The 21,202-nt window shown below is 71.6% G+C and carries 15 protein-coding genes and 1 pseudogene; 9 read left to right on the top strand and 7 right to left on the bottom strand.

Going from position 1 to position 21,202, the window contains the following annotated elements; genetic code table 11:
• Position 1: 1 nt before the first annotated feature.
• Both FHU40_RS05605 and FHU40_RS05600 read left to right on the top strand, forming a co-directional pair.
• On the top strand, positions 2-1,726 hold the full coding sequence (locus FHU40_RS05605; protein ID WP_183591256.1) for a GMC oxidoreductase: 1,725 nt from the start codon (positions 2-4) through the stop codon (positions 1,724-1,726).
• Between the two features lie 325 nt (positions 1,727-2,051).
• Entirely contained in the window at positions 2,052-3,092 is a 1,041-nt protein-coding gene (locus tag FHU40_RS05600; RefSeq protein WP_183591255.1) for a hypothetical protein, read from the top strand.
• A gap of 96 nt (positions 3,093-3,188) precedes the next feature.
• Here FHU40_RS05600 and FHU40_RS05595 read toward each other — a convergent pair.
• Positions 3,189-4,485: pseudogene (locus tag FHU40_RS05595) on the bottom strand (IS30 family transposase).
• Between the two features lie 129 nt (positions 4,486-4,614).
• On the opposite strand from FHU40_RS05595, the gene guaA reads away from it, so the two are divergent.
• From guaA to FHU40_RS05580, 3 genes are read left to right on the top strand one after another with little or no spacing between them, the layout of a single operon-like run.
• A complete protein-coding gene (gene guaA, locus FHU40_RS05590) occupies positions 4,615-6,192 on the top strand; it encodes a glutamine-hydrolyzing GMP synthase (protein ID WP_183591254.1) in 1,578 nt (525 codons plus the stop codon).
• A gap of 51 nt (positions 6,193-6,243) precedes the next feature.
• Entirely contained in the window at positions 6,244-6,498 is a 255-nt protein-coding gene (locus FHU40_RS05585) for a ribbon-helix-helix protein, CopG family (RefSeq protein WP_183591253.1), read from the top strand.
• Positions 6,495-6,794 carry a type II toxin-antitoxin system RelE/ParE family toxin gene (locus tag FHU40_RS05580; protein WP_183591252.1) on the top strand — a complete coding sequence of 100 codons (300 nt, stop codon included), beginning with the start codon at positions 6,495-6,497 and terminating at the stop codon, positions 6,792-6,794. The genes FHU40_RS05585 and FHU40_RS05580 overlap by 4 nt, the downstream gene beginning before the upstream one ends.
• Here FHU40_RS05580 and FHU40_RS05575 read toward each other — a convergent pair.
• Entirely contained in the window at positions 6,791-7,657 is an 867-nt protein-coding gene (locus FHU40_RS05575) for a TIGR03619 family F420-dependent LLM class oxidoreductase (RefSeq protein ID WP_183591251.1), read from the bottom strand. The genes FHU40_RS05580 and FHU40_RS05575 overlap by 4 nt on opposite strands.
• A gap of 200 nt (positions 7,658-7,857) precedes the next feature.
• Here FHU40_RS05575 and FHU40_RS05570 point away from each other — a divergent pair, with 200 nt between their 5' ends.
• Positions 7,858-8,505: a UdgX family uracil-DNA binding protein gene (locus FHU40_RS05570; protein ID WP_183591250.1), complete on the top strand. Its 648-nt coding sequence runs from the start codon at positions 7,858-7,860 to the stop codon at positions 8,503-8,505.
• Here FHU40_RS05570 and FHU40_RS05565 read toward each other — a convergent pair.
• Both FHU40_RS05565 and FHU40_RS05560 read right to left on the bottom strand, forming a co-directional pair.
• The gene (locus tag FHU40_RS05565) at positions 8,498-8,641 is read right to left on the bottom strand and encodes a GPGG-motif small membrane protein (RefSeq protein WP_183591249.1); all 144 of its coding nucleotides are present in this window, start codon (positions 8,639-8,641) and stop codon (positions 8,498-8,500) included. The two genes, FHU40_RS05570 and FHU40_RS05565, sit on opposite strands and share 8 nt — an antisense overlap.
• Positions 8,642-8,716: 75 nt before the next feature.
• Positions 8,717-9,160, bottom strand: a complete 444-nt coding sequence (locus FHU40_RS05560) for a DUF5709 domain-containing protein (protein ID WP_183591248.1) — start codon at positions 9,158-9,160, stop codon at positions 8,717-8,719.
• Between the two features lie 139 nt (positions 9,161-9,299).
• Here FHU40_RS05560 and FHU40_RS05555 point away from each other — a divergent pair, with 139 nt between their 5' ends.
• A complete protein-coding gene (locus FHU40_RS05555; protein ID WP_183591247.1) occupies positions 9,300-11,645 on the top strand; it encodes a phosphoketolase family protein in 2,346 nt (781 codons plus the stop codon).
• The gene (locus tag FHU40_RS05550; protein WP_343057735.1) at positions 11,620-12,675 is read left to right on the top strand and encodes an acetate/propionate family kinase; all 1,056 of its coding nucleotides are present in this window, start codon (positions 11,620-11,622) and stop codon (positions 12,673-12,675) included. Before FHU40_RS05555 ends, FHU40_RS05550 begins: the two co-directional genes overlap by 26 nt.
• A 290-nt stretch (positions 12,676-12,965) precedes the next feature.
• Here the strand turns inward: FHU40_RS05550 and FHU40_RS05545 are convergent, their stop codons facing one another.
• Positions 12,966-15,545 (bottom strand): bifunctional FO biosynthesis protein CofGH, encoded by a 2,580-nt coding sequence (locus FHU40_RS05545; protein WP_183591246.1) that lies wholly within the window; start codon positions 15,543-15,545, stop codon positions 12,966-12,968.
• 113 nt (positions 15,546-15,658) lie between these two features.
• Positions 15,659-17,743, bottom strand: a complete 2,085-nt coding sequence (locus FHU40_RS05540; protein WP_183591245.1) for a fibronectin type III domain-containing protein — start codon at positions 17,741-17,743, stop codon at positions 15,659-15,661.
• A 182-nt stretch (positions 17,744-17,925) separates the two neighbouring features.
• Here FHU40_RS05540 and FHU40_RS05535 point away from each other — a divergent pair, with 182 nt between their 5' ends.
• Positions 17,926-18,906, top strand: coding sequence for a hypothetical protein (locus FHU40_RS05535; RefSeq protein WP_183591244.1), 981 nt, complete (start codon positions 17,926-17,928; stop codon positions 18,904-18,906).
• Between the two features lie 17 nt (positions 18,907-18,923).
• On the opposite strand, the gene FHU40_RS05530 is transcribed toward FHU40_RS05535, so the two are convergent.
• A complete protein-coding gene (locus FHU40_RS05530) occupies positions 18,924-21,086 on the bottom strand; it encodes an MMPL family transporter (RefSeq protein ID WP_183591243.1) in 2,163 nt (720 codons plus the stop codon).
• Between the last annotated feature and the right edge of the window lie 116 nt (positions 21,087-21,202).

The following is a 21,202-nucleotide window of genomic DNA, read 5'->3' as shown; positions in this document are numbered from 1 at the left end:
GGTGGCGGCGAGTACGACGTACGACTTCGACGTCCTCGTCGTCGGCTCCGGCTTCGGCGGCTCGGTGACCGCACTTCGGCTGACCGAGAAGGGCTACCGGGTCGGCGTGCTCGAGGCCGGTGCGCGCTTCGAGGACGACGACCTCCCGGAGACCTCGTTCGAGGTCACCAAGTACCTCTTCCGTCCCGAGGTCGGCTGCTACGGCATCCAGCGCATCGACGCCCTGCGGGACTGCCTGATCGTCTCGGGTGCCGGCGTCGGCGGCGGCTCGCTGGTCTACGCCAACACGCTCTACGAGCCGCTCGCGCCGTTCTACGACGACCCGCAGTGGAGCCACATCACCGACTGGCGCGCCGAGCTCGCGCCGTACTACGACCAGGCGAAGCGGATGCTCGGCGTCGTCGAGAACCCGCTGCGCACACCGTCGGACGACGTGATGGAGCAGGTCGCGACCGCCATGGGCGTGGGGGACACCTTCCACCCGACCCCGGTCGGCGTCTACTTCGGCGACGAGGGCGCCGGCGCCGGCCAGCGGGTCGACGACCCGTTCTTCGGGGGCGCCGGTCCGGAGCGCCGTACCTGCATCGCGTGCGGCTCCTGCATGACCGGCTGCCGGCACAACGCCAAGAACACGCTGGTCAAGAACTACCTCCACCTCGCCGAGTCCCACGGCGCGACGGTGCTGCCGCTCACCACCGTCACTCGGGTGGCCCCGCGCGACGGCGGGGGGTACGACGTGCACGTGCGCTACACGAAGGCCAAGGTCGCCCGGCGTTCGTCGAGGCGGGTCCTCACCGCCGAGCAGGTCGTCTTCGCCGCGAGTGCGCTCGGCACCCAGCGGCTGCTGCACCGGATGAGGGACGAGGGCCACCTGCCGCGGCTGTCCGACCGGCTGGGCCACCTCTCCCGCACCAACTCCGAGTCGATCGGCGGCGCGATCGCCCCCGACTCCAGCGTCGACTACAGCCAGGGCATCGCGATCACGTCGAGCTTCCACCCCGACGAGAACACCCACATCGAACCGGTGCGCTACGGCCCCGGCAGCAACCTGATGTCGCTGCTCCAGTCGGTGCTCACCGACGGGGACGGCGACGAGCCGCGCTGGCGGACCTGGCTGCGCGAGATGTGGCGGCAGCGGCGCGAGGTGGCCGACCTCTACGACATGCGGCACTGGTCGGAGCGCACCGTGATCGCCCTGGTGATGCAGAGCCTCGACAACTCGATCACGACGTACACCAGGCGGATCCCGGGCACCCGCAGGCGCTACCTGACCTCGCGGCAGGGGCACGGAGTGCCGAACCCGACCTGGATCCCGGCCGGCAACGAGGCGATCCGCACGATGGCGTCGATCATGGGCGGCTTCCCGGGTGGCGCGGTCGGCGACGCCTTCAACATGCCGCTGACCGCCCACTTCATCGGCGGCTGCGCGATCGGCACCTCGCCCGAGACCGGCGTGCTCGACCCCTACCAGCGGGTCTACGGGCACCCCGGGCTGCACGTCGCCGACGGCTCGGCCGTGACCGCCAACCTCGGCGTCAACCCGTCGCTGACGATCACCGCGCAGGCCGAGCGGGCGATGGCCTGCTGGCCGAACAAGGGCGAGCCCGACCCCCGGCCCCGCCTCGGTACGACGTACCGCCGCATCGAGCCGGTACGCCCGGTCGCCCCGGTGGTGCCCGACAGTGCCCCCGGCGCGCTGCGGCTGCCGATCGTCGGGGTCGGCTGAGCCGGCGCCGGACGGGTCGAAAATCGTCCGGAATGGCCGTGACCCGGGTCTGAGCCTCTCGTTGAGCCAGCGGACCCGGTCATACGCTCCCTCCCACCGCCGGGTCCCGTGTCCAGGCGCTGTCCGGCAGTTGCGTGGACGGTCAGGGCCCGGCCATCCTCCCTCCCCGGCCGGGTCCTGACGGGAGCGAGCGCCGGGCCTGGGGTTTCGTGTCGTACCTGACCTGAGTGTCGTGATTCGCGGATTTCGCGACACTCAGGTCAGGTACGACGCGGGCTGTGGAGAGCGCACCGCGCGCCCGACCGAACCGGGGCACGCTGGCGGCATGGTTCTGCGCATCACCCGCCCCGGTGTCGTGGTGCCGGTGCGCGTCGATCCGGCCGGCGTGGCGGGACCGACGCGGGGCCAGGCGCGGGGACCGCGTTGGCGCGCCGTCGGTGGCGGTCTCCACGTCCTCGAGGCGGCCGATCCCGAGCAGGTGGAGCAGCGGATCGTGGAGGCGGTCGCCGGCTGCGGCCCGATGGCCTCCGCCACCGGGTGGGCCGGCCTGGCCTGGCTGGGCAGCCGCTGGCTCCGCGGGCTCGGCCCGGACGGACGCACCCGGCTCCCGGTGCCGGTCGGCCTGGGCGACCAGCGCGTGGTGAGGTCTCGTCCCGGCGTACGGATCGCCGAGGACTGGCTGCTCGGCGGCGACGTGATCGAGGTCGACGGCCTGCCGATCACGATCGCGGAGCGCTCCGTGAGCTTCGAGGCCCGGCGGGCCGGCACCCTGACCCGCGCCGTGCAGGTGATTGACATGGCGGCGGCCGACGACCTCGTGAGCATCGCCTCGCTGACGACCTACGCCGGCCGTCTGTCGGGTCGCCCGGGGATCCGGCGCCTCCGAGCCGCGCTGAGCTTGGCCGAGGAGAACGTCTGGTCGATCCAGGAGGTGCCGATGCGCCTGGAGTGGCGCCTCGCGCTTCCCACCGCGAGGGTGCTGTGCAACGCCCCGATCTTCGACCCGGACGGACGGCACCTGATCACGCCGGACCTGTTCGACCCCGTCGCGGGTGTCGCGGGGGAGTACGACGGAGCGATCCATCTCCACGAGGGCCCACGTCGTCGCGACCTCGACCGGGATGCGCTCTACCGAGACCTGCGGATCGAGGTGGTCACGAGGATGTCCGGCAACACCGCAGACACGGCGGCCTTCCTGGGCCGCCTCCGCGCCTGCTACCGGCGATCCACCGACCATCGCGCCCGTGCCCGCCGCTGGACCCTCGAGCAGCCGGACTGGTGGGTGGACACCTCCACGGTCGCCCGACGGCGGGCGCTCGATGAGGCCGAGCGGGCGATCTGGCTGCGCTACCGACGGGCCTCCTGAGCCGGCTGCTGAGCCAGGTTCGACCACCCTCCGCGTCGTACCCGACCAGAGTGCTGTGCATCCGCGGGTGAGGTCAATCGGTCGTAGCAACGGGGTTCATGCTGCTGTCGGTTCGGTGAGCAGCTGGTTCAGCATCTCAGCTGGGGTCTTGAGGTCCAGGGTGGGACGGGGGCGGGCGTTGAGGGTGGCGGCGATCTGGCGCAGGTCGTTGGCGGTGAATCGGGACAGGTCGGTGCCCTTGGTCAACCAGTGCCGCAGCAGCCGGTTGGTGTTCTCGTTCGTGCCGCGTTGCCAGGGCGAGTGTGGGTCGCAGAAGTAGATCGGCATCGCGAGGTCGAGCTGGATCTTGTCGTAGCGGGCTAGCTCGGTGCCGCGGTCCCAGGTCAGCGATCGGCGCAGGTGCTCGGGCAGTTGGCGCATCTCCCGGATCATGGCCTGCGCGACGGCTTCGGCGTCGTGGCGCCCGGGCAGGTGCAGCAGGATCGTGAACCGGGTCTGGCGCTCGACCAGGGTGCCGACCGCGACGCCGCCGGCGGTCCCCATCACCAGGTCGCCTTCCCAGTGGCCGGGCACGGCCCGGTCAGCGACCTCGGGTGGGCGCTGGCTGATCTTGAACGCCTCCTTGTAGGGGCTGTTGGCCCGCCTCGCGCCGGTGCGGGGGTGACGGCGGGACCGGCTGGTCGACAGCCGGCGGTAGAGGTCCTTGCGCAGCGATCCGCGGGTCTGGACGTAGAGCGCCTGGTAGATCGTCTCGTGGGACACGCGCTCCATGATCATGTGTGGGTAGTCCCGCCTGAGGATCGTCCCGCCTGAGGATCATCGCGATCAGCTTCGGCGACCAGCCATCGTCCATCCACGCCTCGATCTGCCGACACAGCCGGAGATTGGCCACCAGCCGGAACTCCTTGGGCCGTCGTCGCCGCTGGTGCGCGGCAGCATGTGCCAAGCCACCGTGGTAGCTGCCGTCGGGACCACTGTTGCGGGCAATCTCGCGGCTGATCACCGACTTGTCCCGATCGATCAGATCCCCGATCTGAGCCAGCGTGATCTGCTCGCCCGCAGCCCGCCGCCGCAGACACACCGCGATCACCGCCCGGTCCTCACTGGTCAACGGCCGCCGCCCGGGCCGATCACCCACAACGACCGACCCCGCAGACCCCGCAGACCCCGTGGGCGGCGCAGACCCCGTGGGCGGCGCGTCGGATCGAGCCACGGGCAACCCGCCACGTCTGGTCTGAACCAATCTCAACATCACCGGAGCAGACTGCCGCCACCACTCCCACGCCGACTGCTTCGCCACGCCCGCCTCCACGGCAGCAGCCGAGAGCGACCAACCCTCGGCCACCCGATCAAAGAACCTGACCCGCACCTCGCCCGGCACACCTCGGCCCATCTCACAACACCCTCCAGATCGGTGTTGCTTCGACCGATTGAATCCGCCGCGGAGTCCACGACACTCTGGTCAGGTACGACGGGCTCGGGCGGCGCCGCGCGACCCAGGACCGCTCGGTAGGCTCAGCCCATGACGCTGTCCCCGGAGCACGATCTGGTCCTGGTGGTCGACTTCGGTGCGCAGTACGCCCAGTTGATCGCCCGTCGGGTGCGTGAGGCGCGGGTCTACTCCGAGATCGTGCCGCACACGATGCCGGTCTCCGAGATGCTCGCCCGCCGCCCGAAGGCGATCATCTTGTCCGGCGGCCCCTCCTCGGTGTACGCCGAGAGTGCCCCGTCGATCGACACGGCCGTCTTCACGGCCGGCACGCCGGTCTTCGGCATGTGCTACGGCTTCCAGCTGATGGCCCGAGGCCTCGGCGGCGAGGTGAGCCCCACCGGCGCCCGTGAGTACGGCCGCACGGCGGTCACGGTCGGTCGCGGCGGCACCCTGCTCCGCGACGTACCGCTCGAGCACACCGTCTGGATGTCGCACGGCGACTCGGTGACCGCGGCACCCGCCGGATTCGACGTGCTCGCGTCGACGGCGACCACGCCGGTCGCGGCGTTCGAGGACGTCGAGCGCGGCCTGGCCGGCGTGCAGTGGCACCCCGAGGTGCTGCACACCGAGCACGGCCAGGCGGTGCTCGAGCACTTCCTCGTCGACATCGCGCACTGCCGGCAGAGCTGGACGATGGTCAACATCGTCGACGAGCAGGTCGACCGGATCCGCGAGCAGATCGGCGAGCGCGGCCAGGCCATCTGCGCGCTGTCGGGCGGCGTCGACTCGGCGGTCGCGGCCGCGCTGGTCCAGCGCGCGATCGGCGACCGGCTGACCTGCGTGTACGTCGACCACGGGCTGATGCGCAAGGGCGAGACCGAGCAGATCGAGCGCGACTTCGTCGCCAGCACCGGCGCCGACCTACGGGTCGTCGACGCCGAGAAGCAGTTCCTCGACGCGCTCGCCGGGGTCAGCGACCCGGAGGAGAAGCGCAAGATCATCGGCCGCGAGTTCATCCGGGTCTTCGAGGCCGCGGAGGCCGAGGTCCTCGGTCCCGCCGCGGCCGAGGGGGAGAAGGTCGCGTTCCTCGTGCAGGGCACGCTCTACCCCGACGTCGTCGAGTCGGGCGGGGGAGCGGGCACCTCCAACATCAAGTCGCACCACAACGTCGGCGGCCTGCCCGACGACCTGGAGTTCGAGCTGGTCGAGCCGCTGCGCACGCTGTTCAAGGACGAGGTCCGCCTCGTGGGCGAGCAGCTCGGCCTGCCGGCAGAGATCGTCTGGCGGCACCCCTTCCCGGGCCCGGGCCTCGGTATCCGGATCGTCGGCGAGGTCACCCGCGAGCGCCTCGACATCCTCCGCGAGGCCGACGCGATCGCGCGCGAGGAGCTGACCCGCGCCGGGCTCGACCGCGACATCTGGCAGTTCCCGGTCGTGCTGCTCGCCGACGTGCGCAGCGTCGGCGTCCAGGGCGACCACCGCACCTACGGCCATCCGGTCGTGCTGCGCCCGGTCACCTCCGAGGACGCGATGACCGCCGACTGGGCGCGGCTGCCGTACGACGTGCTGGAGCGCATCTCGACCCGGATCACCAACGAGGTGGGCGAGATCAACCGGGTCACCGTCGACATCACCTCGAAGCCGCCGGGCACCATCGAGTGGGAGTGATCCACAGCTGCGCTCTGTGGGCATGATTTCTTCATACCGAAGGAGGCCCCGATGGCAGTGAGGAAGGTGGCGGTGACGCTGCCGGAGGAGCTGTACGACCTGGTCGAGCGCGCCCGGGCGATCGAGCACCGAACGCGCTCCGAGGTGATCCAGGAGGCGCTCCGCACCCACTTCGGAGAGGCGGTCTACGTGCCGTCCGATGCCGAGCGCCGCAAGCTGGTCGAGGCGCTCGACGCACTGCATGAGGAGCCTGCGGCCACGAGGTCGTGGATCGACGTGCGGCGGGAGCTGGGGCCGGGCGAGTGACGCTCCGATTCGGGCGTCATGCGATCCAGGATCTCGAGGAGGCTCGCGACCACTACGAGCGGATCACCGAGGAGCTGGCCGACGGATTCGTTGCCGACCTCGATCGGGTGGTCGAGCGGATGCAGATGTTCCCCAACGGCGCTCCGCCGGTCGAGGGCTTTCCCGGCGTACGCCGGGCCCGGATGCGCCGCTTCCCCTCCGGGGTCTTCTATCGGGTCCTTGAGCCTGACACCATCGAAGTCCTGCGCATCGTCCACGCCGCTCGCGACGGCTCCGGATCGGGAGACGAGCCCTAGCCGTTCAGTGGCACCAGGACGTCGGCGGCGAACCGCTCCATCGACTCGAGCTTCTGCTCCAGCGTGGCGTCGAGCCCGTGGTAGTAGGCCCACGGCATCGTCCAGCAGTCGGTGACGCCGGCGGCCTCCGCCCGCTCGAAGTGCTCGGGCAGGAAGGCGTCGCTCAGCGCGGTGATCACCGAGAAGTCGCCCTCAGCGCCGATCTCCGCCCGGGCGGCGGCGAGCCGGCCCGCGATCTCGCCGGCCCGCTCGATCGAGAAGAGGTCGCCGACCCAGCCGTCGTGGCGCGCGGCCCGGCGGAACGCGACGTCGGAGAGACCGCCGACGAAGATCGGGATCCGCTCGGTCGGCGTCGGCTCCATCGCCAACCGCGGCGCGGTGTGGAACTCGCCGTCGAACTCCGTCCAGCCGGGTCGCCAGAGGTCCGCCATCAGGGCCAGCGCCTCGTCGGTGCGCCGGCCGCGGGTCGAGAAGTCCTGTCCCAGTAGCTCGAACTCCTCGCGGCACCAGCCGATACCCACGCCGAGGCTGACCCGGTTGCCGGAGAGCACCGCGGCGGTGCCGACGCTCTTCGCGACCTGAAACGGGCTGCGGATCGCGGGCACGTAGACGGAGGTGAAGAACCGCACCCGGGTGGTGACGGCGGCGAGCGCGCCGATCAGTACCCAGGGGTCGGGCCAGGCGGTGTCGTGGGTCCAGCGACGCGAGCCGTCCGGGGTGTAGGGGTACGGCGTCGCCAGCTCCTCGAAGTCGACGACATGGTCCGGCACCCCGATTGAGTGGTAGCCGAGCTCGTCGGCCGCCCGGGCGATCGGGGCCAGGTGGTCCACCGGCTGGAAGGAGGTGCTGATCGCGAAGCGCACCTGGCTACTCTAGAGCCGAACTAGAACACGTTCTCGTCAATTCGACCCTTTCGGGTGGGGTTCGAGGTGGCCGTGGGGGGCTACCTCGCCTGCAGAAGGGGCGGGGCCGGTCGACTCACGCAGCGGCCGGCCCCGCCGGCCCGACCGGGCATACGACGGGGCCGGGCATACGACGGGGCGGGGCGCGGTACCTCACCGTCATGACCGAGCAGCGTCCCGGGGCGGCGGCGTGGGTGCCCGACCGGCTGAGTCTCACGAGCCTGCGCGAGGCGGTGCAGGAGTGTCGCGGCTGTGAGCTCTATCGAGACGCCACCCAGGGCGTGATGGGCGACGGACGCCGCGACGCGGCGCTGCTGCTGCTCGGCGAGCAGCCGGGCGATCGCGAGGACCAGCAGGGGGAGCCCTTCGTCGGACCTGCCGGCCGGGTGCTCGACGACGCGCTCACCGACGTCGGCATCGACCCGAGGGAGGTGTTCAAGACCAACGTCGTCAAGCACTTCCGCTGGTCCGGGACCCGTGGCAAGCAGCGGATCCATCAGTCGCCGAGCCGAGCCCACGTCGTGGCCTGCGGCCCGTGGCTGGACGCCGAACTGCGGTTGGTGCGCCCGATCGGCGTCGTCATCCTCGGTGGGACCGCCGGCAAGGCCGTCTACGGCACGTCGTTCAAGGTCGGCGAGGCCCGTGGGCAGCTGCGGGACTGGCCCGAGTCGTTCCCGGTGGCGCGGCCGCCGGAGTGGGTGCTCGCCACCACGCACCCCTCGGCAGTGCTGCGCGCCGACGACCGCAGGTCGGCGTACGACGCTCTCGTCGCCGACCTGCGGGTCGCGGCGGCGCGGGCTGCTACGTGAAGACGCTGACCCCGCCCGGCCCGACCAGCAGGCCCACGACGATCAGCACGATGCCCCACAGGATGGCCCCCCGGAACAGGGACACGACGCCGCTGACCACGAGGATGACGGCCAGGATCCACAGCAGGAACTCCACGGTATTCCCCTCCCTCGACACGGAGTCTCCGTGTCACCGAGGCGTTACCCAGTCGAGCCCGACAGCACTCCTGGATCACTCCTCGTCGACGAAGTCCTCGACGATGTGCACGGCCGCCTCCTCGGCGGACGCGCCCGCTCCGTCGATGCCGACGTCGTCGCCGACCAGGTCCTTCTCCCGGTCCTCGCCGAGGCCCTCGTCGGGGTCGACCAGCCGGCCGGCCCGGGCGTCGCCGACCTCGCCGTCGTCGACGAACTCGTCGTCGGTCTCGGCGTACGGGTCGGGGTCGGGCTCCTCCTGGCCGATCCGCTGGTCGATGGTCTCGCGGTGCTCCTCCTCCCAGGGCGTGTTGCCGTAGCCCTGGCCCACGGAGTAGCGCTCCGGTGGGGAGTAGCCGCGGTCGAGCTCGTCGTCCACGTCGTCGTCGCCGAGGTCGTCGATGTTGCCCGGCTGGTCCTCGTCGTCGACGCTGTAGTCGCCGTACAGCTCCTGGTCGCCGTCGCCATGACTGGTGGTCACGGGTCCTCCTTCGTCGCCGGTCCGCGGTCGGTCAGATCACGCTACTCCGGCCATGGTGCCCACCCGGTTCAGGTGAGATTCGGCCGCCGGGACCCCGGACCCTTGCCTCCGGCGGGCGCATCCGAGGACGGTGGGATGCATGGACCCCGAGTTCGTGACGCTGGACCGCTGGTGGCGGGCCGCCAACTACCTCTCCGTCGGGCAGATCTACCTGATGGGCAACCCACTGCTGCACGAGCCGCTCCGCGAGGAGCACGTGAAGCCGCGGCTGCTCGGCCACTGGGGCACCACCCCCGGCCTGAACTTCGTCTACGCCCACCTCAACCGCGCGATCATGGAGCGCGACCAGCCGATGATCTTCATCACCGGTCCCGGCCACGGCGGCCCGGGCGTGGTCGCCGCGTCGTACCTCGAGGGCACCTACACCGAGACCTACCCGAACGTCGGCCTCGACGAGCGCGGCCTGGAGCGGCTGTTCACGCAGTTCTCGTTCCCGGGCGGCATCCCCAGCCACGCCGCCCCCGAGACGCCGGGCTCGATCCACGAGGGCGGCGAGCTCGGCTATGCCCTCTCGCACGCGTACGGCGCGGCGTTCGACAACCCCGACCTGGTCGTGGCCGCGGTGGTCGGTGACGGCGAGGCGGAGACCGGGCCGCTCGCGACCAGCTGGCACGGCACCAAGTTCGTCGACCCGCGCCGCGACGGCGCGGTGCTGCCGATCCTGCATCTCAACGGCTACAAGATCGCCAACCCGACCGTGCTCGCGCGGATCCCCGAGGAGGAGCTGGTCTCGCTGCTGCGCGGCTACGGGCACACGCCGTACGTCGTTGCGGGGTCGGACCCGGCCCAGATGCACGCCGACTTCGCGGGCGCGCTCGGGGACGCGCTCGACGAGATCGCCGACATCCAGGGCGAGGCGCGCGCCTCGTCGGAGCCGACGCCGCGGCGCCCGTGGCCGATGATCGTGCTGCGCTCCCCGAAGGGCTGGACCGGACCCCAGGAGGTCGACGGCCTGAAGGTCGAGGGCTACTGGCGCTCCCACCAGGTGCCCTTCGCCAACGCGCGCACCGACAAGGCGCACCGCAAGGTGCTCGAGGAGTGGCTGCGTGGCTACCGGCCCGAGGAGCTCTTCGACGAGGCCGGCGCGCCGGCCGTCGACATCGCCGAGCTGCACCCCGAGGGCGACCTGCGGATGAGCGCATCGCCGCACACCAACGGCGGGGTGCTGCTGCGCGACCTCAGGATGCCCGACTTCCGCGACTACGCCGTCGAGGTCGACCGGCCCGGCACCGGCTCGGCGGAGGCCACCCGCGTGCTGGGCGGCTTCCTGCGCGACGTGATGGCCCAGAACCTCGACACCTTCCGGCTCTTCTCGCCCGACGAGAACAGCTCCAACCGGCTCCAGGACGTCATGGAGGTCACCGACCGCACCTGGAATGCCGAGATCCGCGAGTACGACGACCACCTCGCCCCCGACGGGCGGATCATGGAGATCCTCTCCGAGCACACCTGCCAGGGCTGGCTGGAGGGCTATCTGCTCACCGGGCGGCACGGGCTGTTCTCGTGCTACGAGGCGTTCATCCACCTCGTCGACTCGATGTTCAACCAGCACGCGAAGTGGCTGGAGTCGACGCGCCGGATCTCCTGGCGGCGCCCCGTGGCTTCGCTGAACTACCTGCTCACCTCGCACGTGTGGCGCCAGGACCACAACGGGTTCTCCCACCAGGACCCGGGATTCATCGACCACGTCGTCAACAAGAAGGCGAGCGTGGTGCGCGTCTACCTGCCGCCGGACGCGAACACGCTGCTGTCCGTCGGCGACCACTGCCTGCGCAGCCGGCACTATGTGAACGTCATCGTCGCCGGCAAGCAGCCGGCCCGCCAGTACCTCTCCATGGACGACGCGATCGTGCATTGCACCAAGGGCGCCGGCATCTGGGAGTGGGCGTCCAACGACGCCGAGGGGGAGCCCGACGTCGTGATGGCCTGCGCCGGCGACGTGCCGACGATGGAGACGCTCGCCGCGGTGCAGCTGCTCCGCGAGGAGCTGCCCTCCTTGCGGATCCGGGTCGTCAACGTCGTCGACCTGATGCGGCTGCAGCCGGAGCGGGAGCACTCGCACGGCCTGTCGGACGCCGACTTCGACGCGCTCTTCACCCGCGACAAGCCGGTGATCTTCGCCTACCACGGCTATCCGTGGCTGATCCACCGGCTGACCTACCGCCGCACCAACCACGAGAACATCCACGTGCGCGGCTACAAGGAGGAGGGCACCACCACTACGCCGTTCGACATGACCGTGCTCAACGAGATCGACCGCTTCCACCTGGCGATGGACGTCATCGACCGCGTGCCGCGGCTGCACGCCACCTCCGGGGCGGCGCGGGAGCGCCTCAAGGACGCGCTGATCCGGCACCGGCAGTACGTCCGGTCCGCCGGTGAGGACCTGCCCGAGATCCGTGACTGGGAGTGGACGGGCCGCTGAGGTGCGCACGCTGGTCGTGAACCCCGGCTCCAGCAGCCTCAAGATCTCCCTGCTCGACGACGGCCGGGAGGCCCACGACGACGGCGGGCCGTATGACGCCATCGGCGTGCGCTTCGTGCACGGCGGGTCGCGCACCTCCGCCGTCCTGGTCACGGCGGCGGTGCTCGACGAGCTCGAGCAGGTCTCGGGGCTGGCGCCGCTGCACAACCCGCCGGCCCTGGAGGCCGCCCGCGACCTGGTCGAGCGGCACCCCGGCGTGCCGGTCGTCGCCTGCTTCGACACCGCCTTCCACGCCACGATGCCCGCGGCCGCCACGACGTACGCGCTGCCGCGGGAGTGGCGCGAGCGCTGGGGACTGCGCCGTTACGGCTTCCACGGGCTCTCGCACTCGTACGCCGCGCGGCGGGCCGCCGAGCTCCTGCGGCGGCCGCTGGAGGAGCTGCGGATCGTGACCTGCCACCTCGGGGGCGGCGCCTCGCTCTGCGCGGTGCGCGGCGGCCGGTCGGTGGACACCACGATGGGCATGACCCCGATGGAGGGCCTGGTGATGCAGACCCGGTCGGGCTCCGTCGACCCCGGCCTGATGCTGCACCTGCTCCAGTCGCGCGGGGTCACGCCCGATGAGCTGGAGCGGGTCCTCGACCGCGAGTCGGGCCTGCTCGGGCTCACCGGCACCTCGGGTGACCTCCGCGAGGTGACCGCCGCGATCGGGTCGGGCTCGACGGAGGCGGTGGCGGGCCTGGCGGTCTACGTGCACCGGCTGGTGCGCGAGATCGGCGCGATGGCCGCGGCGACCGGCGGGGTCGACGCGCTGGTGTTCACCGGCGGCGTGGGGGAGCACAGCCCCGACGTACGCCGCGCGGCCGTCGACCGGCTGGGCTTCCTCGGCCTCGGCATCGACGAGCTGCTGAACCCGGAGGTCTCCGGCGATGCCGACGTCTCCGCCTCCGGCGCCACCGCCTCCACCCTGGTGGTCACCGCCCGCGAGGACCTGGAGATCGAGCGGGAGGTCCGAGCGGTGCTGGCCTGAGAGCCAGGAGCCGAGCCCGAGGCTGGGCCCGAGGTCTCCGGGGGGTCGGTCCCGCCGGCCCACCACCGACCCGGACACCGACGGAGCCGGCTCACCCATCGAGGCCCGATGAGGCGGTCAGGGAAGGCGAGCGCGACACGCCGATCCGCACCGGCGTGTCCCGCTCGCTCTCCCTGACCACCACCGCAGCCTGCGGCGTGTCGCCACCGTTTCCCCGGGCAGCCGGGGAAACGGTGGCTCCGACCGGACCAACCCTGCCCGGGGCTGCGGGTGTGCTGGCCGGAACGCGCTCAGCGGAGGTCGTAGGTCGTGGTGCGTTCGCGGACGGGTCGGTTGATGCCGGCGCCGATCTCGACGAGTTCGGCCACGGTCTTGGCGGAGCCGTGTTCGGAGCCGGCCATTCGGGAGATGGTCTCTTCCATGAGGGTGCCGCCGAGGTCGTTGGCGCCGGCTTGGAGCATGGCTTGGGTGCCGTCGATGCCGAGCTTGACCCAGGAGGTCTGGATGTTGTGGATCCGGCCGTGGAGCATGATCCGGGCCATGGCGTGGACGGCGAGGTTGTCGCGCATGGTGGGGCCGGGGCGGGCGACGCCGGCGAGGTAGATCGGTGCGCTGGTGTGCACGAAGGGGAGTGGCACGAACTCGGTGAAGCCGGTGCTCCCGGCTTCCAGTGCGGAGTCCTGGATGCGGGCCAGGACGCGGAGGTGGCCGACCCAGTGGCGGGGGTGGTCGACGTGGCCGTACATCATCGTCGAGGTGGTCGGGATGCCGACGCGGTGGGCGGTGGAGACGATCTCGATCCAGGTGCGGGTGGGCAGCTTGCCCTTGGTGAGGACCCAGCGGACCTCGTCGTCGAGGATCTCCGCGGCGGTGCCCGGCAGCGAGCCGAGGCCGGCCTCGCGGGCCTTGATCAGGAAGTCCTCGATCGACAGGCCGGTGCGGGCGGTGCCGTTGACGATCTCCATCGGGGAGAACGCGTGCACGTGCATCTGCGGCACCCGCTGCTTGACCGCGGTGACCAGGTCGAAGTACGCCGTGGCGGGCAGCTCGGGGTCGATCCCGCCCTGCATGCAGACCTCGGTCGCGCCGAGGTCCCAGGCCTCCTGGGCGCGGTCGGCGACCTCGTCGAGGGAGAGTGAGTAGGCATCGGCATCGGTGCGCCGCTGGGCGAACGCGCAGAACCGGCAGCCGACGTAGCAGACGTTGGTGAAGTTGATGTTGCGGTTGACGACGTAGGTCACGTCATCGCCGACGGTCTCGCGGCGCAGGTCGTCGGCCAGCCGGCACACCTGCCGCAGCAGGTCGCCCTCCGCGGTCATCAGGGTCAGGGCGTGCTCGTCGGAGAGGTTGCCCGGGTCGGCCTCGGCGGCCCTGAGGGCTGCGAGCGCCCCCGACGGTGGTTTCGAGACAGGCGCTAGCGCGCCTTCCCCGACCACCGTGTGCTCGCTGGCAACCGTCTCGAAACCACCGGTGCGTGACGCCGCGGCCTTCACCGAGTCCCAGTCGCCGTACACGTTCGCGAAGTCCGAGCGCCGGTCCTCGGACCGTCCCTCGCTGTCGACGGCCTCGAAGAGGTCGGTGCGGCCCACCGAGGCGAAGCCGCCGTCGGGCTCCTGCCAGGACATCCCGACGGGCCGTACGCCGGGGCGCGCGAGGCCGTCGTCGGCGGCGAGCGCGGCGACGTGGCCGGAGACGCGGGGGTCCAGCCACGGCTCGCCGGCGCGGACGTACTCGGGGTGCACGGTCAGCCGAGCCGCGAGCTCGAAGCCGCACTCAGCGGTGATCGACCGCAGCCGCTCCAGCGAGGGCCAGGGCCGCTCGGGGTTCACGTGGTCGGGCGTCAGCGGGCTGACGCCGCCCCAGTCGTCGACGCCCGCGTCCAGCAGGGCCCGGCACTCGGCCAGATCCACCAGGTTGGGCGGCGCCTGGATCCGGGCCTTGGGGCCGAGCACGATCCGGGTGACCGCGATCGCGGCACGGTACTCGTCGAGACCGAGGTCGTCGGCGTGCCGCATCGCGGTGTCGGGCTTGGCCCGGAAGTTCTGGACGATGACCTCCTGCACCGACCCGTACGCCCGTGAGACCTGACGCAGCGCGAAGATCGTCTCGGCCCGTTCCTCGAGCGTCTCCCCGATCCCGACCAGCAGCCCGGTGGTGAACGGGATCGACAGCCGGCCCGCGTCCTCGAGGACCCGCATCCGGACCTCGGGATCCTTGTCGGGAGAGCCATAGTGGGCCTCTCCCTTGGTCTCGAACAGGCGCCGCGAGGTGGTCTCCAGCATCATCCCCATCGACGGGGACACCGGCTTGAGCCGGTTCAGCTCCTCCCACGACATCACCCCGGGATTCAGGTGCGGCAGCAGCCCGGTCTCCTCCAGCACCCGCACCGCCATCGCGCGCACGTAGGCGAGCGTGGAGTCGTAGCCCTGCTCGTCGAGCCACGCCCGCGCCTCGGGCCACCGCTCCTCGGGCCGGTCGCCCAGGGTGAACAGCGCCTCGAGACACCCCATCGCCGCGCCCTGCGAGGCGATCTCCAGGATCTCGTCGGGCGACAGGTACGGCGCACGACCCTCGCGCGCGGCCTGACCAGGCGTCTCCACGAACGTGCAGTAGTGACATCGGTCCCGACACAACTTCGTGACCGGGATGAACACCTTCGGCGAATACGTCACCACCCCGCGCCCACCCACCACACGGCCGGCCGCGACCAGGCCCGCGTCGCGGACCTTCGCGGCCGCCGCACTCAACCGGTCGAGCTCCACACCGGACACGGCCAACAGCGCGGTGGCCTCCGCGACATCCAAGGCCGCACCGCGCTCCGCACGGGCCAACGCACGACGTACCTGCTGGGGGGTGGGCCGCTCGCTCACTCTGACAGGCTAACCAGCCGCCCCTCTCCTGCGGACGGCGGCCGCCTGTCGGTCACCTCCGTGCGCCGGCCCGCCCCCTCGATCGGGCCGGCGCACGGAGGTGTGTCTCGCGGTCAGCGGTGGCCCTTGCCGCCCTTCCCGGGCTTGCCGCCCTTGCCCTTGCCGGGCTTGCCGCCCTTGCCGCCCTTGCCGCCCTTGCCCTTGCCGGGCTTGGCCCCGGCCTTGGCGGCGCCGCCGACCTTCGCGGTCTCCTTGCTGGTCCGCGACTCCGTCGCGTAGCCCGTCAGGCTGCCGGTCACGGTGACGCCGATCCGCTTACCCTTGAGCGCCTTGGTCAGCGTGAGCTTGCGGCCGTCGGCGCCCTTGATCGGCTTGCCGGCGGCCTCCCACTGGTAGCTCAGCTTCGCGCCAGCGGTCCACTTTCCGGGCTTGGCGACCAGGGTCTCGCCGACCCGGGCCGTGCCGGAGATCTTCGGAGTCGCCGCGGCGAGGACCTTCGGAGCGGGCGGAGTCACCGGGGCCGTGATCGGCGGCTGGGCCGGGTTCGCGACCGTGCCGCTCGCGCGAGCGACGAGCGCGACGCCGGCCGCACCCGCCTTGGTGCCGGTCGCGACGCCGGTGATGGTCAGGCCGAGGTGCTCGGCGGTCAGGGTGAGTGTGGGGCCGGTGGCGATCTGACCGCCCATGCTCTCGGTGGCGCCGTACCACTCGTAGGTGACGTCGGTGCCGGCCTCCCACGCGCCGGTGGCGGCGAAACTGAGCGTGCTGCCCACGGTCAGGCTGCCCTGGACGGCGAGGGCCGACGGGGCGCTCAGGTAGCGGTCGTGCGTCGTGACCTGCTGCTCGACCCAGGGGCTGTCGAGGAGGCCGTTGGTGCTCGCGACCCGGACGTCGTAGGTCGTGCCCGGCTGCAGGCCACTGACCGAGACGATCTGGTCGTTGGTCGTGCCGGAGTCGACGACCTCGTCGTCGGCGCTCCGGATCTCGTACCGGTACCGAGCCGGCGCCCCGCCGGCGTCCTCCAGCTGCCAGGCGTACTTGCCCTCGTCCCACGAGGCGGTGACGCCCTCCGTGGACATCGGGTCCGGCGCGGCCGCGAGGGCGGTCGGTGCCTCCGGGACGGCCACCGCGAAGACGTCGTTGCCGCCGGCGGCGAAGACGTTCCCCGCCGGGTCGGTCGCGAGCTCGGTCAGGGTGTCGTCGGAGTCGAGGTAGACCGAGGGGACGTCGGAGCCCTCGGCGTACGACGCGACGTCGTCGGCGTCGAGCGCGACGATGTCGTAGCCCGTGCTGAGGTAGACGGTGTCGCCGTCCGGCGACAGGGCCAGTGCGGTGGCGTAGTCGAGCGGGACGTAGGTGTCCTCGCCGGCGGTGACGACGTTGAGGCCGTAGGTCTGCGGCCCGTCCTCGTTGTCACGCAGCGTCAGCACGTAGGCGATGTCGGTGGCCGGGTCCACCGCCATCGACTGCACGTACTGGTCGGGGTCGTCGCCCGCGGCACCGAGGAGCACCGGATCGGGGTCCTCGCCCTCTTCGGTGACGGCCCACAGGGTGGCAGTGGTGACGGGATCCCACGCGCTTCCGGCCAGGTACCAGGTCCGCTGCCCGACCGCGCCCGTGGACGCCGTGGCCGTCGCCTCGGCGGCGTCGGCGACCACCGCGACCGCGTCGTCCTCCTGCCAGATCCGCAGCTGGCCGGCGCCGTCGTTGCCGACCGTGTACGGCCCGGCGGAGTCGACGTCGACGAGCGAGACGCGGTCGCCCGACGGTGCCAGCGTCGGTTCCGGTGCGGGACCGGGCTGGCCCAGGTCTGCGGTGTCGATCGACCAGGTCGCCGAGTCGGTGCCGTCGCCGTCGCTGACCGTGCCCACGACGAGCAGGTTGCCGTCATCGGTGAGGGCCGCGTCGGCGACCGTGGTGCCCTCGCCGAGGTCGACGGGGTCCCCCGAGCCGACCTTCTGGACGTACCCGTGACTCTCGGTGGCGTCGTCGGCCTCCTCGAAGCCGACCGCGTAGACCGCGTCGGCGGTCGCGATCAGCTTCGACGGCTCGAACGTCAGCGTGCGCGGGAAGCCGGTGGTGTCCGCGGCGTGCGCCGGGACGGCCAGGCCGGCGAGGCTGCCGGCGCCGAGCGCCGCCGCGGCCAGGCCGGCGGTGAGTCGTGCGGCTCGGAGCGTCCGAGGCCGGGGTGTGTCCATCGTGTTCCCTCCGTCAGGCCCCGGGGTCGAGGCGCCCACGGATCTTGTCGCCAGATCGGTGCCGCAGGTGTGTCCGGAATCGGCCATGGCAGTTATCGGACTGGCCGATCCCGGACATGACCGGTAGCGGACACACCGGGTCCGCATCGGATTGCTTGGCTGAGGCGTGCGACGATCACCCGGTGCGTCCCGAGCCCGCGCCCCGCTCGCCCGAGTCGACCGCCCTCGAGCTCCTCGGGGTGGGTCTGCGCTCGCGGGCGGAGACCGTGGCCGAGCTGGCGGGCCTCGCCGTGCGTGACGAGGACGAGGTCCGGCGCGACCTGGCCTGGCTCGAGGCCGAGCGCTTCGTGGAGGTCCGCGGCGACCGGGTCGGCTACACGGCCCCCGAGGAGGTCATCGCCGACGTGGTACGCCGGCGCGCCGGCGACCTGGGCGCCGAGATGCTCCGGCACCTGGCCGACCTGGCGGAGGTGGTCGGCCAGCTGCCCGCGCTGGCCCGGGACTGGGACACCGGCGGTGGCGGGAGCCAGCACCTCGACGTCGAGGTCTTCCACGGTCCCGAGGCCGTCGTCGACCTCTGGCACGTCCGCCAGGGGCGGCGGCCGGCACGGCGTACCGATGTGGTGCTGCCCGACGCGTCGCGGCTCTACGTCGCCGACCCCGTCATGCAGGCTGTCTGGCACCAGGCCGGGCGTGGGACGGACAGCCGGATCCGGGTGATCGCGTCGATCAGCGACGCCATCCACCCGGACGCCCAGCAGCGGGTGACCGAGGAGCTGGACGGCGGGTTGCAGTTGCGGCTTCTGGACCGTCCACCCGGCTGGTTCTGGATCACCGACGAGGAGACGGTCGCGCTACCGCTCGTGTGGGGTGAGGCCTGGCCGACCTCGGTCATCGCCGTCCGCAGTCGGGCCGTCGCGGGGATGGCCGGCTGGATCTTCGAGCGGCTCTGGGAGCGTGCGGTCGCGGCCCGCTCCCCGGAGTCGGGGTGGGACCAGCTGCTGACGCTGATGGACAGCGGCGCCACCCTCGAGGCGGCCTCGCGGGCGCTCGGCATCTCCGAGCGCACCGGGCGCCGCCGTATCTCCGAGGCCATGGACCACTTCCGCGTCGGGTCGCTGTTCGAGCTCGGCGTCGCCTGGGGCGCCGCGCGTCGGTCCTGACCGGACCCTGCGCCTCCTCAGGCCCGGACCGCCTCCGGCTCCTCCTGCTGGGCCGCGTCGGGCGGCACGACCGGCGGCTTGCGGTCCAGCGCGCTCGGCCACCAGATCTTGCCGCCGAGATCGAGGTTGATCGCGGTGACCAGCACCGACCGCACGATCAGGGTGTCGAGCAGCACGCCCAGCGCAACCGCCACGCCGAGCTCGGCGAGGAAGACGAACGGGATCGAGCCGAGCACCAGGAACGTCGCGGCGAGCACGATGCCGGCCGAGGTGATCACCCCGCCGGTGGAGCTGAGCGCGACCAGCGAGCCCTTGCGGGTGCCGTGCTGCGCGGTCTCCTCGCGCACCCGGGTCATCAGGAAGATGTTGTAGTCGATGCCCAGGGCGACGAGGAACACGAACGCGAACAGCGGGAACCCCGGATCGACCTGCACGCCGTCGGGCCAATGGTCGGTGACCAACGGCATGGCGTAGTCGAAGACCAGGGCCGACAGGCCCATCGCGGCGCCGAAGGACAGGATCACGGTGCCGATCAGGATCAACGGCGCCGCGAGCGCCCGGAGCAGGAAGATCAGGATCAGCAGCACCACGAGGAGCACCGTCGGGATGATCACCTTGTTGTCGCGGTTCGACGCCACCTTGGTGTCGAGGTAGAACGCCGAGCCGCCGCCGACCAGTGCGTCGGCGCCCGCCACGCCGTGCGCACTGGCGCGGCTGGACTCGACGATGCCGTACGCCGTCGGCGAGGAGATGTCCGCGTCGATCGGTGCCTCGAAGTAGCTGCGGGTGTCGGAGATCGGCTGGGCGGGCGTGGGCTCGCCGAGCCCGTCGACGCCGTCGAGCGACGCGGCGACCGCATCGATCCGGTCGGAGTTGGCGATCACCTGGATGGTGTTCGAGTTGTCGACCAGGCCGTGTGCGGCGAGCACCTGCTGACCCTTGATGGCGTCGAACTCCTTGGTGTAGGCGTCCTCGGTCGACATGCCGCCCGCGTCGATCTTGAGGACGCCGAGGCAGGCGATGAGGAGTACACCGGTGGTGATCACCCAGACCCGGCGCGGCCGCGGCGCGATGGCCCGGCCGACCTTGGCCCAGAAGCCGGTCGTGTTGGGCTCGGGGGACCCGAACGCCGGGCGCTTCGGCCAGAAGATCCAGCGCCCGAAGATGACCAGCAGCGCCGGCAGCAGGGTGACCATGACGAGGAAGGTCACGCCGATGCCGATGGCGTTGACCGGGCCCAGACCGGCGGTGGAGTTGAGGTCGGCGAGCAGCAGGCAGAGCATGCCGGCGGCCACCGTGGCCGCGCTGGCGAGGATCGCCGGCGCCGCGCGGTGCAGGGCGAACGCCATCGCCTCGTGGCGGTTGTCGTGGCGGCGCAGCTCCTCGCGATATCGGGCGACGAGGAGCAGCGCGTAGTCGGTGCCGGCGCCGATCACCAGGATGCCGAGGATCGCCTGACTCTGGCCGTTGACGGTGAGGTCGGCGTACTTGGCGAGCAGGTAGACGACGCCGCCCGACACGCTGTAGGCGACCACGACGCTGAAGATCGGGAGGATCCACAGCAGCGGGCTGCGGTAGGTGAACAGCAGGATGATCACGACCACCGTGAGCGCGCCGAGGATCAGGGTCGTGTCGACGCCCTCGAAGACCTCCGCGGCGTCGGCCGCCTGGCCGCCGTACCCCGCCAGGTGCACCTCGGCCCCGTCGAGCTGGGCGATGTCGCGGATCGAGGCCGCGGCGTCGGGGATGTCGTTCCAGCCGTTGGCGCCGAAGTTGAAGGTCAGCGACGTCACCGCCACCTGGCCGTCCTCCGAGTAGCCGCCGAACCCCTGTTCCGCGGCCTGCTCGGGGGTGAGGACCGTGCCCTCGACGACGCCGTCGATGTTGCCGAGCTCCTGGGCCTGCCGGGTGATCTCGGTCCGGTCGGCATCGGTGAGGCCGGAGGGCTTGTAGTAGACGACGAGCGTCGGGATGTTGTTGGGGTCGACCGTGCTCGACAGCTCCTCGGACACCTCGGTCGACTCGGCGCTCGCCGGCAGCCAGGAGGACGCCTCGTTGTTCTGGACGTCGACCAGCTTGGCGGACAGGGAGCCGAAGACGCCCAGGGCGACGAGCCAGAACAGCAGCACGAGCCACTTGGTCACGGGGCCGGTCAGTCGGCCGGCGATCTGACGGTGCATGGGACGACTCTTCCAGTGGGTGGGGACAGTGGCATCGGGGATTTCCCCTAGTTCGACCGCCGGCCGTGCGAGAACTCATCGGACCGTCCGTTGGCGACGATGACTGTCGCTATTTC

It is taken from the genome of Nocardioides soli (assembly GCF_014191495.1).
Classification (GTDB): Bacteria; Actinomycetota; Actinomycetes; order Propionibacteriales; family Nocardioidaceae; genus Nocardioides; species Nocardioides soli.
Note: the sequence above shows the minus strand (reverse complement) of the source record. Positions and strands in the feature narration are given on the sequence as shown.

What these genes read in the sequence shown, in the direction of transcription:
- FHU40_RS05555 (WP_183591247.1), top strand. Translation starts at nt 9,300, where the DNA reads ATGGACCCCGAGTTCGTGACGCTGGACCGCTGGTGGCGGGCCGCCAAC.
- FHU40_RS05530 (WP_183591243.1), bottom strand. Translation starts at nt 21,086, where the DNA reads ATGCACCGTCAGATCGCCGGCCGACTGACCGGCCCCGTGACCAAGTGG.
- FHU40_RS05600 (WP_183591255.1), top strand. Translation starts at nt 2,052, where the DNA reads ATGGTTCTGCGCATCACCCGCCCCGGTGTCGTGGTGCCGGTGCGCGTC.
- FHU40_RS05540 (WP_183591245.1), bottom strand. Translation starts at nt 17,743, where the DNA reads ATGGACACACCCCGGCCTCGGACGCTCCGAGCCGCACGACTCACCGCC.
- FHU40_RS05570 (WP_183591250.1), top strand. Translation starts at nt 7,858, where the DNA reads ATGACCGAGCAGCGTCCCGGGGCGGCGGCGTGGGTGCCCGACCGGCTG.
- guaA (WP_183591254.1), top strand. Translation starts at nt 4,615, where the DNA reads ATGACGCTGTCCCCGGAGCACGATCTGGTCCTGGTGGTCGACTTCGGT.
- FHU40_RS05585 (WP_183591253.1), top strand. Translation starts at nt 6,244, where the DNA reads ATGGCAGTGAGGAAGGTGGCGGTGACGCTGCCGGAGGAGCTGTACGAC.